This window comes from Pseudomonas sp. GW823-FHT02C05 (assembly GCF_058797595.1).
Window position 1 is genome coordinate 266,484 of sequence record NZ_JBXAJU010000002.1, and the last position, 13,154, is coordinate 279,637.

14 protein-coding genes and 1 pseudogene are annotated in these 13,154 nt (G+C 63.8%); 9 read left to right on the forward strand and 6 right to left on the reverse strand.

The genetic code is table 11. The features are described 5' to 3' along the window. The first annotated feature begins 3 nt into the window (after positions 1-3). The 3 genes from fahA (at position 4) to AC1RGE_RS12220 (ending at position 3,465) form a co-directional block, all read left to right on the forward strand. On the forward strand, positions 4-1,308 hold the full coding sequence (gene fahA, locus AC1RGE_RS12210; RefSeq protein ID WP_492584358.1) for a fumarylacetoacetase: 1,305 nt from the start codon (positions 4-6) through the stop codon (positions 1,306-1,308). Between the two features lie 12 nt (positions 1,309-1,320). After that, positions 1,321-1,959 carry a maleylacetoacetate isomerase gene (maiA, locus tag AC1RGE_RS12215; RefSeq protein ID WP_019093360.1) on the forward strand — a complete coding sequence of 213 codons (639 nt, stop codon included), beginning with the start codon at positions 1,321-1,323 and terminating at the stop codon, positions 1,957-1,959. A gap of 138 nt (positions 1,960-2,097) precedes the next feature. Then, complete coding sequence (locus tag AC1RGE_RS12220; protein WP_492584360.1) at positions 2,098-3,465, forward strand: MFS transporter; 1,368 nt, start codon at positions 2,098-2,100, stop codon at positions 3,463-3,465. Between the two features lie 13 nt (positions 3,466-3,478). On the opposite strand, the gene AC1RGE_RS12225 is transcribed toward AC1RGE_RS12220, so the two are convergent. Both AC1RGE_RS12225 and AC1RGE_RS12230 read right to left on the reverse strand, forming a co-directional pair. After that, positions 3,479-3,946: a GNAT family N-acetyltransferase gene (locus AC1RGE_RS12225; protein WP_019093362.1), complete on the reverse strand. Its 468-nt coding sequence runs from the start codon at positions 3,944-3,946 to the stop codon at positions 3,479-3,481. A gap of 229 nt (positions 3,947-4,175) precedes the next feature. Continuing rightward, the gene (locus tag AC1RGE_RS12230) at positions 4,176-4,979 is read right to left on the reverse strand and encodes a SirB1 family protein (RefSeq protein ID WP_011059326.1); all 804 of its coding nucleotides are present in this window, start codon (positions 4,977-4,979) and stop codon (positions 4,176-4,178) included. A 182-nt stretch (positions 4,980-5,161) separates the two neighbouring features. On the opposite strand from AC1RGE_RS12230, the gene AC1RGE_RS12235 reads away from it, so the two are divergent. The 3 genes from AC1RGE_RS12235 to AC1RGE_RS12245 all read left to right on the forward strand — a co-directional run bounded on the left by AC1RGE_RS12235 (position 5,162) and on the right by AC1RGE_RS12245 (position 6,979). After that, positions 5,162-6,181, forward strand: a complete 1,020-nt coding sequence (locus tag AC1RGE_RS12235; protein WP_011059327.1) for a Leu/Phe/Val dehydrogenase — start codon at positions 5,162-5,164, stop codon at positions 6,179-6,181. 79 nt (positions 6,182-6,260) lie between these two features. Continuing rightward, a complete protein-coding gene (locus AC1RGE_RS12240) occupies positions 6,261-6,515 on the forward strand; it encodes a hypothetical protein (RefSeq protein WP_093404685.1) in 255 nt (84 codons plus the stop codon). An 11-nt stretch (positions 6,516-6,526) separates the two neighbouring features. Beyond that, entirely contained in the window at positions 6,527-6,979 is a 453-nt protein-coding gene (locus AC1RGE_RS12245) for a hypothetical protein (protein ID WP_492584362.1), read from the forward strand. A 135-nt stretch (positions 6,980-7,114) separates the two neighbouring features. Here AC1RGE_RS12245 and AC1RGE_RS12250 read toward each other — a convergent pair. Continuing rightward, positions 7,115-7,369 (reverse strand): annotated as a pseudogene (locus AC1RGE_RS12250) (YebG family protein); the annotation flags it as partial. 266 nt (positions 7,370-7,635) lie between these two features. On the opposite strand from AC1RGE_RS12250, the gene AC1RGE_RS12255 reads away from it, so the two are divergent. Further along, positions 7,636-8,136 carry a phosphate-starvation-inducible protein PsiE gene (locus AC1RGE_RS12255; protein WP_011059330.1) on the forward strand — a complete coding sequence of 167 codons (501 nt, stop codon included), beginning with the start codon at positions 7,636-7,638 and terminating at the stop codon, positions 8,134-8,136. Here the strand turns inward: AC1RGE_RS12255 and AC1RGE_RS12260 are convergent. The 3 genes from AC1RGE_RS12260 to AC1RGE_RS12270 all read right to left on the reverse strand — a co-directional run bounded on the left by AC1RGE_RS12260 (position 8,133) and on the right by AC1RGE_RS12270 (position 11,404). Then, positions 8,133-8,450: a DUF3509 domain-containing protein gene (locus tag AC1RGE_RS12260; protein ID WP_011059331.1), complete on the reverse strand. Its 318-nt coding sequence runs from the start codon at positions 8,448-8,450 to the stop codon at positions 8,133-8,135. The genes AC1RGE_RS12255 and AC1RGE_RS12260 overlap by 4 nt on opposite strands. Positions 8,451-8,668: 218 nt before the next feature. Beyond that, positions 8,669-9,964: a serine/threonine transporter gene (locus tag AC1RGE_RS12265; RefSeq protein ID WP_492584364.1), complete on the reverse strand. Its 1,296-nt coding sequence runs from the start codon at positions 9,962-9,964 to the stop codon at positions 8,669-8,671. A gap of 63 nt (positions 9,965-10,027) precedes the next feature. Beyond that, positions 10,028-11,404, reverse strand: a complete 1,377-nt coding sequence (locus AC1RGE_RS12270) for an L-serine ammonia-lyase (RefSeq protein ID WP_492584366.1) — start codon at positions 11,402-11,404, stop codon at positions 10,028-10,030. A gap of 135 nt (positions 11,405-11,539) precedes the next feature. On the opposite strand from AC1RGE_RS12270, the gene AC1RGE_RS12275 reads away from it, so the two are divergent. Continuing rightward, positions 11,540-12,487, forward strand: coding sequence for a LysR substrate-binding domain-containing protein (locus AC1RGE_RS12275; RefSeq protein ID WP_011059334.1), 948 nt, complete (start codon positions 11,540-11,542; stop codon positions 12,485-12,487). A 213-nt stretch (positions 12,488-12,700) separates the two neighbouring features. Continuing rightward, the gene (locus AC1RGE_RS12280) at positions 12,701-13,108 is read left to right on the forward strand and encodes an HPF/RaiA family ribosome-associated protein (protein WP_011059335.1); all 408 of its coding nucleotides are present in this window, start codon (positions 12,701-12,703) and stop codon (positions 13,106-13,108) included. Positions 13,109-13,154 lie beyond the last annotated feature (46 nt).

Genomic DNA, 13,154 nt, shown 5'->3' on the forward strand with positions numbered 1-13,154 from the left:
CCCATGACCTTGCCCACCATCACCCGTAGCTGGGTCGAGTCCGCCAACGGTCACCCCGACTTCCCGTTGCAGAACCTGCCCCTGGGCGTCTTCAGCACCCAGGGCTCGGCGCCCCGCAGCGGGGTCGCCATTGGCGAACAGATTTTCGATCTGGAAGCGGCGCTGGATGCCGGGCTGTTCGAAGGCCAGGCCCAGGCAGCGCTGCAGGCGGCCCGTGGCGGCCAGTTGAATGCGTTCTTCGAACTCGGCCGCCCGGCCCGGGTCGCCTTGCGCGAACGCCTGCTGGAACTGCTCGGCGAAGGCAGCAGCCTGCGCGGCAAGATCGAGGCCCAGGGGGCGAAACTGCTGCCCCTGGCCGCGGACTGCCAGATGCACCTGCCGGCCAAGATCAACGATTACACCGACTTCTATGTGGGCATCGAACACGCGCAGAACGTCGGCAAGCTGTTCCGCCCCGACAACCCGCTGCTGCCCAACTACAAGTACGTGCCGATCGGCTACCACGGTCGCGCCTCCACTATCCGTACTTCCGGTGCCGACGTGCGCCGGCCCAAGGGCCAGACCCTACCGGCCGGGCAGTCCGAACCGACCTTCGGCCCCTGCGCGCGCCTGGACTACGAACTGGAGCTGGGCATCTGGATCGGCCAGGGCAACGAGATGGGCGAGCCCATCGCCATTGGCGACGCCGCCGAACACATTGCCGGGTTCTGCCTGCTCAACGACTGGTCGGCGCGGGATATCCAGGCCTGGGAATACCAGCCGCTGGGCCCGTTCCTGTCGAAAAGCTTCATTACCAGCATTTCGCCCTGGGTGGTGACCGCCGAGGCCCTGGAGCCGTTCCGCCAGGCCCAGGCCCCGCGCCCTGAAGGCGACCCGCAACCGCTGCCGTACCTGCTGGACAAGCGCGACCAGGCCGCCGGTGGCTTCGACATCGAACTGGAAGTGTTGCTGACCACCCGCACCATGCGCGAGCAGGGCCTGCCGGCACACCGCCTGACCCTGAGCAACACCCGGTACATGTACTGGACCGTGGCGCAGATGGTTGCGCACCACAGCGTCAACGGCTGCCAGTTGCAGGCCGGCGACCTGTTCGGTTCGGGCACCTTGTCCGGCCCGCAGAACGGCCAGTTCGGCAGCCTGCTGGAGATCACCGAAGGCGGCAAGAAACCCATCGAACTGGCGTCCGGCGAGGTGCGCAAGTTCCTCGAGGACGGCGATGAAATCATCCTGCGCGGGCGTTGCAGCCGTGAGGGTTTCGCCTCCATCGGCTTCGGCGAATGCCGTGGCACGGTCCAGCCGGCACGTTAAGGGAGAGCCCCCATGCAGCTCTATACCTACTACCGCTCCACTGCGTCCTACCGGGTGCGCATCGCTCTGGCCCTCAAGGGCCTGGAGTTCCAGGCCATACCGGTCAATCTGCTGGTGCCCAAGGGCGGTGCGAATCGCCAGCCGGAGTACCTGGAGATCAACCCGCAGGGCCGGGTGCCGGCCCTGCGGACCGATGACGGCGACCTGCTGATCCAGTCGCTGGCAATCATCGAGTACCTGGAGGAGCGTTATCCACAGGTGCCGCTGCTGTCCACGGACCTGGTCAGCCGCGCCCGGGAACGGGCGGTTGCCGCGATCATCGGCTGCGACATTCATCCGCTGCACAACTCCAGCACCCAGAACCTGCTACGGGAATGGGGGCATGAGGAAGCGCAACTGCTGGTGTGGATCGACCACTGGATCAGCCAGGGGCTGGCGGCCCTGGAGCAACTGATCGGCGACCAGGGCTTCTGTTTTGGCGATGAGCCGGGGCTGGCCGATGTGTTCCTGATTCCCCAGCTGTATGCGGCCGAGCGTTTCAAGGTGTCCCTGGACGCTTATCCGCGGATCCTCCGGGTCGCGGCCCTGGCCGCCGAGCACCCGGCGTTCCAGGCCGCGCACCCGGCCAACCAGCCGGATACGCCAGCCTGAACCCGCACGCTGCCCGGTATCCGGGGCAGCGTGGCATCCGCATCACCCAGGCCCCGCAACGGGGCCTGAGCGGTCACCGCCTGTGACCTGCGCAACATTGCTGCCCATAACCATAAAAAACCGAACAGGTACCTTGCGATGCAAAATCAGATTGCCAGCTTTCGTGCTGCGCTCGACGCCCGCCCGGTGTCCCGCTACCAGTGGTTGCTCTTGTTGCTTCTCGCCTTGCTGCTGGTCACCGATGGCTACGACGCCCAGGTCCTGGGCTATGTGGTGCCGGCCCTGGCCCAGGACTGGGGGCTGGAGAAGGCCGCCTTCGGCCCGGTGTTCAGCGCCAACCTGCTGGGCCTGACCCTGGGGTCCCTGGCGGTGACGCCCCTGGCCGACCGTTTTGGCGTGCGCCGGATCTTGCTCGTTTGCGTGCTGATCTACGCCAGCCTGACGGTGCTGATGGTGTTCGCCAATTCCCTGGAAAGCCTGATGGCCGCCCGTTTTATCTGTGGCATCGGCATGGGCGGGGCGATGCCCAGCGCGATGGCGCTGATGTCCGAATATTCGCCGCCGCGCCTGCGCACCCTGATGGTGACCCTGGCCGCCTGCGGTTTCTCCTTTGGCGGCGCGGCGGGTGGTTTCGTTGCCGCCGGCTTCATCGATCGCTTTGGCTGGGAAGCGGTGTTCCTCGCCGGCGGCATCACGCCGCTGCTGCTGTTTCCTTTCCTGCTCTGGCGCCTGCCCGAATCGCTGCCGCGCCTGCTGCGGGACGCGCCGCCCTATGCGCGGTTGCGCAATGTCACCGCACAGATGCTCCCGGACTGGCAACCGCCGGCCGCAGTGCTCAACAGCGGTGAGCAGGCGGACAGCAAGCTCACGGTGCTGGAGTTGTTCCGCCACGGCTATGCACGGCCGACCTTGCTGATCTGGGCGACCTTTTTCGTCAGCCTGATCCTGCTGTATTTCATGATCAGCTGGTTGCCGACGCTGCTGCTGGAGAGTGGCCTGGCCCTGAAGCAGGCCAACCTGGTGACTTCGATGTTCCTCTTCGCTGGCACCCTCGGCGCGATCTGCATGGCCTGGTTCGCCGACCGCCTGAAACGCAAGGTGCGCCTGCTGGCCGCGGTGCTCAGCGCCGCCGCACTGTGCACCGTGCTACTGGGGTTGAACCACGACAACCCGCGCTACCTGGTGGTGTTCGTGTTTGCCGCGGGCTTCTGCATCATCAGTGGCCAGTTGACCCTGAATGCCTTCGCCAGCAACTTCTACCCGGCCCAGGTACGCGCCACCGGCACCGGCTGGGCTTTGGGCGTGGGGCGTTTCGGTTCGATCCTCGGTCCGCTGTTCGGCAGCATGCTGCTGGCGATGCATATTCCGGTGCAGCAGATTTTCTTCTTCTGCGCGATTCCGGCCCTGCTTGCGGCGTTGTTGATCATCCAGGTGCGTTCGCCCCTGGCGTCGGCCTCGGGTGAGGCGGGGCCGGCCGCGCAACGGCAGGCGCCGCTCAAGTCCTGAGGGGCAGGGGGGTTCAGCGTGCCAGGTGCTTGATCATCGGCACGCAGGCCAGGGTCAGGCCCCGGGGCGACTGGTACTGGGCGATGCGCTCACCGACGAAGCCGCAGCGGCGATAAAAGTCGGCGGCGTTGAGGGTGGAATCCAGGATCAGGTGGGGCAACTCGGCTTCCAGCGCCCGTTCTTCGAGGTACTCCATCATCTTGCGGCCGATGCCGCGTCCCATGTAGGCCGGGTCGACGAACACCGCGTCGACCTGCCCGGTCGCCAGGTCGAGCATGCCGCTGGCGGTCACCTGATTGTCGATGACCGCGACATGGCCGGTGTTTTCCACCACTTCGATGAAGTAGTCACTCAGTTCGCCAGCTGTCCAGACCTGGAGGTCCGCTTCGGGGTAGTGGCCGGCGCACTGCTGGTTGATGGCCTGGTTGCGAATGTCGAAGACCCGTTGTGCGTCGGCGCCGTGGGCTTTTCTGATGAGCATGCTGTGTCCGTTCCCTGGGGTTAGCCGCCCATCCTGCCAGAGCCCGGGCGCTGCTGTCATGCGGCCCTGGCCTGGATCAGCAACAGCCCCCAGCCGTTGGCGTGGTGCTGGGGTGGCGCGGGTGGAAATCCTGGAGGAAGCGTTCGGCGCTGTTCATGCTTTTTCATCCTTGCAGCAGGCAGAAGGGCGGCGGGCATTCTTGCACGGCAGGCGCGAAACAGCGGGGGATTCAGTGCACGATGGTGTTGGGCGGCAGGTGCCCCAGGCGTTCGGTCAGGCGCAGGCGCTGGATCGGGTCGTCGCTGAGCAGCAGGGCGTGCTCCAGGTCGAAGCGTTCGGCATTCGGGCATTCCAGGCGCTGGTAGAGGCTGGCCCGGGCCAGGTAGTCGGCGGCGCTGCCGTTGCCGATTTCCAGGACCCGTTCGGCATTGATCAGGGCCCCCAGGTGGTCGTCGTAGGACAGGTGCAACTGGCGCAGGTTGCGTGACAGGCGCTGGAACATCTGCAGCGGTTCGGCGCTGGCCAGATGCTCGGCGCTGAGCTTGATATGGGCGCCGTACTGGCGCTGCAGCAGTTCCCGGCAATCGTTGGGGTACAGCCGGCGCCCGCCGCACGGGTCCAGCAGGTGGTCGGCACCGGGCACCCGCAGCAGGAAGTGCCCGGGAAAGTTCACCCCCGCCAGCGGCACCTGCAGCCGCTGCGCCAGTTCCAGAGCGATCAGGGCCAGGGCCAGGGGCTGGCCGCGCCGACGCTCCAGGACCTTGTCCATCAGCGCCGCCTGGGGCCGCAGGGGCAGGTGTTCGTCCTGTTGGAAACCCAGGTCGTTGAGCCGGCGCAACAGCGGTTGGCCAAGCTCGTTCGCCGGCAGCGTCGGCAGGCTGCTGCCCACTTGCTGCTGCAGTTGCTTGAACTCCTCCAGCAACAGGCCGGGCACCACCTGGGGATCATGCTCGGCGGCAATCCACAGGGCAGCTTCCAGCAGGGCGGGTGGCGAGCGGTGCAGACAGGCGAAAAAAGCTTGGCGCGGGTTCATCTCGATCTCCGACGGATGCCTCGTTTTAGCCCCGTGACGAAGCTTCGTCCAGTGTTGAAATGCGTGGTAGCAGGTTATTTCCCAAAGCCTGCAAAACCCCGGGGCTTATTCCTGCGCGGCGCAGCAAATTCCAGGCGCAAGCCTATACTGGCGTCTACAAGAAGTGATTCGGGAGCCCGTCGATGTTCGCTCTCATGCACAGCACCCGCCTTGAATCGCTGCACCTCAGCGTCGACCCTTGTACCGGGTTGAAGGCAGTGATCGCCATCCACGACAGCCGCCTGGGGCCCGCCCTGGGCGGCTGTCGTTACCTCGCCTACCCCGACGACAGCAGTGCCGTGACGGATGCCGCGCGCCTGGCCCAGGGCATGAGCTACAAGGCCGCCCTGGCCGGCCTGCCCCAGGGGGGCGGTACCGCCGTGATCATCCGCCCCGCCCATGTGGAAAGCCGCGCCGCCCTGTTCGAAGCCTTCGGCCGATGCGTCGAGCAACTGGACGGGCGCTACATCACCGCTATCGACAGCGGCACCTCGGTGGCCGACATGGACTGCATCGCCCAGCAGACCCGTTACGTCACCAGCACCAGTGCCGCGGGCGACCCGGCCCCCCATGCCGCCATGGGAGTGTTCGCCGGCATTCGCAGCACCGCCATGGCGCGCCTGGGCAGCGACAACCTGGAAGGCCTGCGGGTGGCGATCCAGGGGCTGGGCAATGTCGGCTATGCCCTGGCCGAGCAGTTGCACGCTGCTGGGGCGGAGTTGCTGGTCAGCGATATCGATGCCGGCAAGGTGCAACTGGCCATGGAGCAACTGGGCGCCCATCCCATCGCCAACGATTCTCTGCTCAGCACCCCTTGCGACATCCTCGCACCCTGCGGCCTGGGGGCGGTGCTCAACAGCCTCAGCGTGGCGCAACTGCGCTGCTCGGCGGTGGCGGGTTCGGCCAACAATCAACTGACCAACCTGCAGGTGGCCGATCAACTGGAGCGCCGCGGGATTCTCTATGCGCCGGACTACGTGATCAATTCCGGGGGGCTGATCTATGTGTCCCTCAAGCACCGCAACACGGAACTGCCGGTCATCACCGCCCACCTGTCGAAGATCAGCCAGCGGCTGACGGAAATCTTCGCCCACGCCCAGGCCGAAAAGCGCTCCCCGGCGCGAGTGGCCGATGAACTGGCGGAACGGGTGCTGTACCGCTAGGCATTCTTGCCTTAACCCTTGGCCAGGCTCTGTGTACCATCCGGCTGCGAAGTGCCCACTGACAAGGAATGTATCGACGATGCGTGAAGCGCTGGAGACCGGGCTGGGTGAGCAGTTGTCCTGCCTGTTGCGGGCGGGGGCGGACATTCAGGCGGTTCGTGATGTTCTTGTGGCATACCGGGACAAGGGCTTTTGCGCAGAGGCCGTATACAAGCATCTGGCATCACTCCGCCCTGGCGCATCAGAAGAGCTGGAGGACCGAATTCTGGAAGCCATGGATATCGCATCAGGTTTTTGTTCCGCAGGCTCCAGGGTCTGGGACGTCGCGCAATGACAGCGCCAGATATGGCCCCACCATTGACTGGCTGCTCCATCAGGCAACTGCAGTTGTACGCAGCGGCATGCCTGGCGCTTTACTGCGAACGAAAAGGCATTGCTCACCCGTCCATCGATGAGTTGATAAAGCACCTTGAGGGCTACCCGCCAAAGGGCGATCTACTGGCGTGGGAGAGAGCCGGGGCGCTGCTGGCACTCAATGGTCGCGGAGATGATTGGCCCCAGGAGCTTGTCGCCTTGATAGCGCCTGAAGAGGTCGAGGCGTTCTCCTGCATCGTTGACAGCGCAGTTGAGGTGGGAATGGTTGACCTGTATGGCGACTCGACTGAGATGCCCCTGGCCTTCCTGGGCAAGATCACTTCCCTGCTGCATCGCAACGCTATCGAATTGCCTGATCCGCCAGGGGCGACAACGCTTGAACCGGCCACCGCACAAGTGCCACTCTTGCCTTCGCAGGCATGAAAAAAGCCCTGTGCCAGGGGCACAGGGCTTATTCAATTCGCGTAAAGCCTATTTTGCGGCCTTGGCCGCTTTCGCCGGTTTGGCTGGCGCCTCGGCTTCAACAGGTTGCGGCTCTGCCACAGCCTCCACTACGGGAGCGGGGGCACTGAGCAACTCGGACAACGCGTCCGGCTGGCTCTTGAACGCCTTGGCGAACACATCGCGGTTCTTCGCCATGTAGATCCCGGCTTCTTCCACCTGCTGTTCGCTCAGCGACGGCACGGCTTTGTGCAACACTTCAGCGAGCAATTCAGCCAGTTCGAGCATTTTGTCATGACGGTCAGCTTCGGCTTTATCCATGAACAAGCGCTCCAGATCTCGGCTGCTGCGGTATACCACTTCGACGGCCATTCACCACCTCACATGCCTTCACGATAATGGGTCTGTATAAACACTGTATCTATATACAGGTCGAGAGAATAGGCGAAACCTTTTCCCTTGGATAGTGGCTTTTTAATGTAGACGCAATTTTTTTCCCGGGCCGATTGTTACCAGGCCGTGCCTCGTTGCCGGCGGCCACCATCTCATTGAAGGCTCCTGGCCTTTTTTCTGCATGCAGAACAACCGTCACGTCCAATCCGCATCATCCGGTCGAAACGACCTAAGGAAAAACCATCGTGAAAATCAATTGGGCCGAGAACCTGCGACAGAACGTCCACCAACTGGCCGAATCCCTGGGCAACCTGTTCGTCGAGTCGTTCCACTACCTGGCGCTGTTCGCCATCGGTGCGGTGACCGCCTGGGCGGCGGTGATGGAATTTTTGCAGATGATCGAGGTGGGCCACATCAAGATCGATGACATCCTGCTGCTGTTCATCTACCTGGAATTGGGGGCGATGGTCGGCATCTACTTCAAGACCAACCACATGCCGGTGCGTTTCCTGATCTACGTGGCGATCACCGCGTTGACCCGGTTGCTGATCTCCAACGTCTCGCACCACAACCCGCCGGACCTGGGCATCATCTACCTGTGCGGCGGCATCCTGTTGCTGGCCTTCGCCATCCTGGTGGTGCGCTACGCCTCGTCGCAGTTCCCTTCGGTGAAGATCGAGCATCCGCAGCGCAAGATCGGCGCGGGCTCCGGCGAACACCCGGAAGTGGAGAAGGGCGAGCTCTAGAACCTCAGGGCCGGCGGCGCGAGCTTCTGGCCGGTGGGCGGCGGCAGGCCCAGGCTGTCGCCGTTGGTCATGGCTTCGAGAATGGCCACGGCACTGTGGCCCTGCTCGATGGCGATACCAAACTGAATGCTTTGCACCAGGCGCTTGATGCGCTGCGGATCATTGCGCTGGGCCGCGCTGATCATGCGCTTGGCCACCACCCGGCCACCTTCGGACAAGGTCAGCATGATGCTGCCGTCCAGGCCCTGGATGCTCAGGTTGACTTGGTATTGCGGGGTGAAGGTGTCGGTAATCAGTTGAAAAGGGTTGTCCATGATGCGTCACCGCCTGATTGGATCGTGCAGTCATTGACCGGCAGGGCGCGGAATTAGTTCGCGATTCCGGACCACTGGCCAGTCGTTCGCCGAGGGTGGCCAACGTCCGTATTCCTCCCCCGGGACAAAGCAAGGGACATGCCGGGAAACGCGCCGGGCAATGAATACGGGGACAAAAAAGCGGACCATGAGGTCCGCTTTTTTTATCCCGGCCCGATTCAGGGCACGACTGAATAAATGATCGCAGACAGTGCGACCAGCCCGATCAGCACCACGAACAGGTTCGACAACTGGCCCGAATACTGGCGCAGTGAAGGCACCCGCCGGATCGCATACATCGGCATCAGGAACAGCAGGCAGGCGATTACCGGTCCGCCCATGGTCTCGATAATGCGCAGGATGCTCGGGTTGAAGGTGGCCACGGCCCAGCACGTGAGGATCATGAACAGCGCGGTGATCTTTTCCAGGCTGCTGGAGGACAGCGAGCGCCCCCGCAGGTTTTTCACGATCAGGCCCTGGAAGCCTTCGCTGGCGCCGATGTAGTGGCCCAGGAACGACTTGGTAATGGCCACCAGGGCGATCAGCGGGGCGGCATAGGCAATCACCGGGGTCTGGAAGTGGTTGGCCAGGTAGGACAGGATCGAGATGTTCTGCTCCTTGGCCGCTACCAGGTCCGCCGGCGACAGGGCCAGCACGCAACTGAAGCAGAAGAACATCACTGTCAGCACCATCATGCCGTGGGCCGTGGCCAGGATACCGCTGCTCTTGGCTTCGGCCTGCGGGCCGTAATGGCGCTTCTGATCCAGGGCGAAGGCCGAGATGATCGGCGAATGGTTGAACGAAAACACCATCACCGGGATCGCCAGCCACAGGGTCTTGAGGAACAGCGGCAGGGGCATGCCTTCGCCGGCCGAGGCGAAGAACGCGCCGTTCCAGTTGGGGATCAGGCTCAGGGCCAGTAGCAGCAACGCGGCGACGAACGGGTAGACCAGCAGGCTCATGGCCCGCACGATCACGCCCTGGCCGCAACGCACAATGGCCATCAGGCCGAGGATCAGCAGCAGCGACAGCAGCGCCCGCGGCGGTGGAGTCATGTGCAGTTGGTGTTCCATGAAACTGCTCAGGGTGTTGGTCAGCGCCACGCTGTACACCAGCAGGATCGGGAAGATGGCAAAGAAGTAGAGCAGGGTGATGAGCTTGCCGGCGCCGACCCCGAAATGCTCCTCGACCACTTCGGTGATGTCTCCGGAGCGCCCGGAAAGAACGAAGCGGGTCAGGCCGCGGTGGGCGAAGAAGGTCATGGGGAAGGCCAGCAGCGCCAGCACGATCAGCGGCCAGAAGCCCCCAACCCCGGCGTTGATCGGCAGGAACAGGGTGCCGGCGCCGATGGCGGTGCCATACAGGCCGAGCATCCAGGTGGTGTCGTGCTTGCTCCAGCCCTGGCGGGCGCTGGTGGTGTCGCGGGGTGTGGCTACAGCAGGGTTTTGGGCAGCAGGTGTCGGTACATCGGTCATCGTTATCGCCTCGTTATTATTTTTGCTCGGGCTCACGTAGTGCGGACGGTCAGGGAAGGCTCCTCAGCATTCCACCCAGCTCACCGCCAGGCCGCCCCGTGAAGTCTCTTTGTATTTGTCATGCATGTCGGCGCCGGTATCGCGCATGGTGCGGATCACCCGGTCCAGGGAGATGAAGTGCTTGCCGTCGCCGCGCAGGGCCATCTGGGTGGCGTTGATCGCCTTCACCGCGGCAATCGCGTTGCGTTCGATGCAGGGCACCTGCACCAGCCCGCCTACGGGGTCGCAGGTCAGGCCGAGGTTGTGCTCCAGGCCGATTTCCGCGGCATTGCACAGTTGCTCCGGGGTCGCCCCGAGGATCTCCGCCAGCCCGGCGGCAGCCATGGCGCAGGCCGAGCCCACTTCGCCCTGGCAGCCGACTTCGGCGCCGGAGATGGAGGCGTTCTTCTTGCACAGGATGCCCACGGCGGCGGCACCGAGGAAAAAGTTGAGGATGTCGTCGTCACAGGCCTGCGGGTTGAACTTCATGTAGTAGTGCAGCACCGCCGGGATGATCCCCGCCGCGCCGTTGGTGGGCGCGGTGACCATGCGCCCGCCGGCGGCGTTTTCCTCGTTCACGGCCAGGGCATAGAGGTTGACCCACTCCATGGCCGAGAGGGTCGAGGTGATGACATTCGGCTTGCCGATTTCCAGCAGGTTGCGGTGCAGCTTGGCGGCGCGGCGGGGTACGTCGAGGCCGCCGGGCAGGATGCCTTCGTGGCGCAGGCCCTGTTCCACGCATTCGCGCATCACCGACCAGATGTGCAGCAGGCCGCTGCGGATCTCGGCGTCGCTGCGCCAGGCCCGTTCATTGGCCAGCATCAGTTCGCCGACCCGCAGCTTATGGGTCTTGCACAGGGCCAGCAGTTCAGCGGCACTGTTGAAGTCGTAGGGCAGTTGGACACCGGTGGTGGTTTCGGCACCGGCCTCGACCTGGGCCGCTTCGATGATGAAGCCGCCACCCACCGAGTAGTAGGTCTGCTCCAGCAGCGTGCCCTGCTCGCCAAAGGCGGTCAGGGACATGGCGTTGGGGTGGTAGGGCAGGCTTTCGTCCAGCAGGAGCAGGTCCTGCTGCCAGTCAAAGGCAATGAGGCTGTGCCCGCCCAGCAGCAGTTGGCCGCTGTCGCGCAACTGCTGGATGCGCGGGTTGATGCTGGTGGGGTCGATGCTGTCGGGCCATTCACCCATCAGCCCCATGACACTGGCGCGGTCGGTGGCATGGCCGACGCCGGTGGCGGACAGCGAACCATAGAGACGGATCTGTACCCGCTGCACCTGGTCTTGCAGGCCCTGCTCGAACAGCGCCTGGGCGAAGGTCGCGGCGGCGCGCATCGGGCCCACGGTGTGGGAGCTGGAGGGGCCGATACCGACTTTGAAGAGATCGAAAACACTGATAGCCATGCTAAAGCCTTACAAGCAATGGAAGGTGGATCGCTGCCATTTTTTGTAGGCCAAGCGCAATGTCGGCGATACTGCCCGCCTCGGTCAGCACTGACCAACGAAACTTCCTAAGAGATCCTTTAGCAGGGCTAAACGATGAGCCGACAATTTCATGCCCAGACCTATGTCTGGCTGCATGTGTTTTCCTGTGCCGCGCGGCACCTGTCTTTTACCCGGTGTGCCGAAGAGCTGCACATCACCCCGGGGGCGGTCAGCCAGCAGATCCGCCAGTTGGAGGAGCGCCTGGGTTTTCGCCTGTTTCACCGGCGGCCCCGGGGGGTGGAGCTGAGTGCCGAAGGCCAGCGGCTGGCGCTGACGGTGAGCGAGGCCTACGGCAGCATCGACGCGGAACTGCGGCGCCTGGATGCGGGGATGATCGGGGGGACCTTGCGCTTGCGCTCGATCCCGTCGTTTCTCGGCAAGTGGCTGACTCCGCGCCTGCCGCGCCTGCAGCAGCGTTATCCAGAGATCCAGCTGCGGCTGGTGGCCGAAGACAGCAGCGTGGCCCTGCACGAGGGCGACTTCGACCTGGCCATCGACCTGAACGACGGCAGCTACCCCGGCTTGCAGTCCACCGCGTTGCTGGATGAGCAGATTTTCCCGGTGTGCGCGCCGAGCCTGCTGCGTGGGCGCCCGCCGCTGCACGGTCCGGCGGACCTGGCGCACTTTGCGCTGTTGCACGACATCACCGCCTGGCGCGGCAGCTATGAATACGCCGAATGGGAGTTCTACCTCAATGCCATCGGCTTCGAGGGCGCGGATGTGCGTCGTGGCCATACCTTCAATCGCAACCACCTGACCATTGAGGCGGCGATTGCCGGCATGGGCGTGGCGATTGCCCGGCGCACCCTGCTCAATGACGAACTGGAGCGTGGCACCCTGATCGTGCCTTTCGGCCTGGCGGTGCCCAACCACAAACGCTACGTGCTGCTCTATGCGCCGGGCGCACTGAGCCATCCGGGCGTACGCGCGGTGCATGACTGGCTGGTGGAGGAAGCGGAGATCTTTCGCGGCTTGCACCCTCTGGGCGAGGGGCAGCTGTGAGCGGTTTTGACTGACGCATGGGGCGGGCTAACTCCCGACCTTAACAGCGCCTTTGCGGTTTGTCCGGCTTTATTTGCGTATGAATATTTATCTTTTTTAAGGGGTTGAAATGTTCGTCGCCGTGCCTAATTGTGTAATCAAGAGGTCACGAAATGCAGGTTCATACGCATTGCCTTGACCCTCTTACGAGCAAGCTGAAATAAGGGAAGAACTATGCAAATCCAAGTCCATAGCGATAACCATATTCAAAGCAGCCTTCGGATGGAGGAGTGGGTGCGCAGCACCGTTGAAAGCACGCTCGAACGCTACGAAGAAGACCTGACCCGGGTAGTGGTCCACCTGCGGGACGAGAACGGCGGCAAGTCGGGTCCGGACGATATGCGCTGCCAGCTGGAAGCCCGTCCGAAAGGTCACCAACCGGTTTCCGTGACCCACAAGGCCGACACCCTGGAGCAGGCCCTCGACGGCGCCACCGTCAAGTTGGAAAGTGCCCTGGAGCACATGTTCGGCAAATTGCGTGGCAAACGTGCGGCAGCGGTGCCCACAGCCGATGGCAGCGAGGCAGATGCCCTGCTCGAAGAAGAATTCCTGGAGAACCAACAGGCCGCGCTCAATAGCTGACGGCCGAGTTTCACCCCCCAACCGGACGGGCCTGCATTGCAGGCCC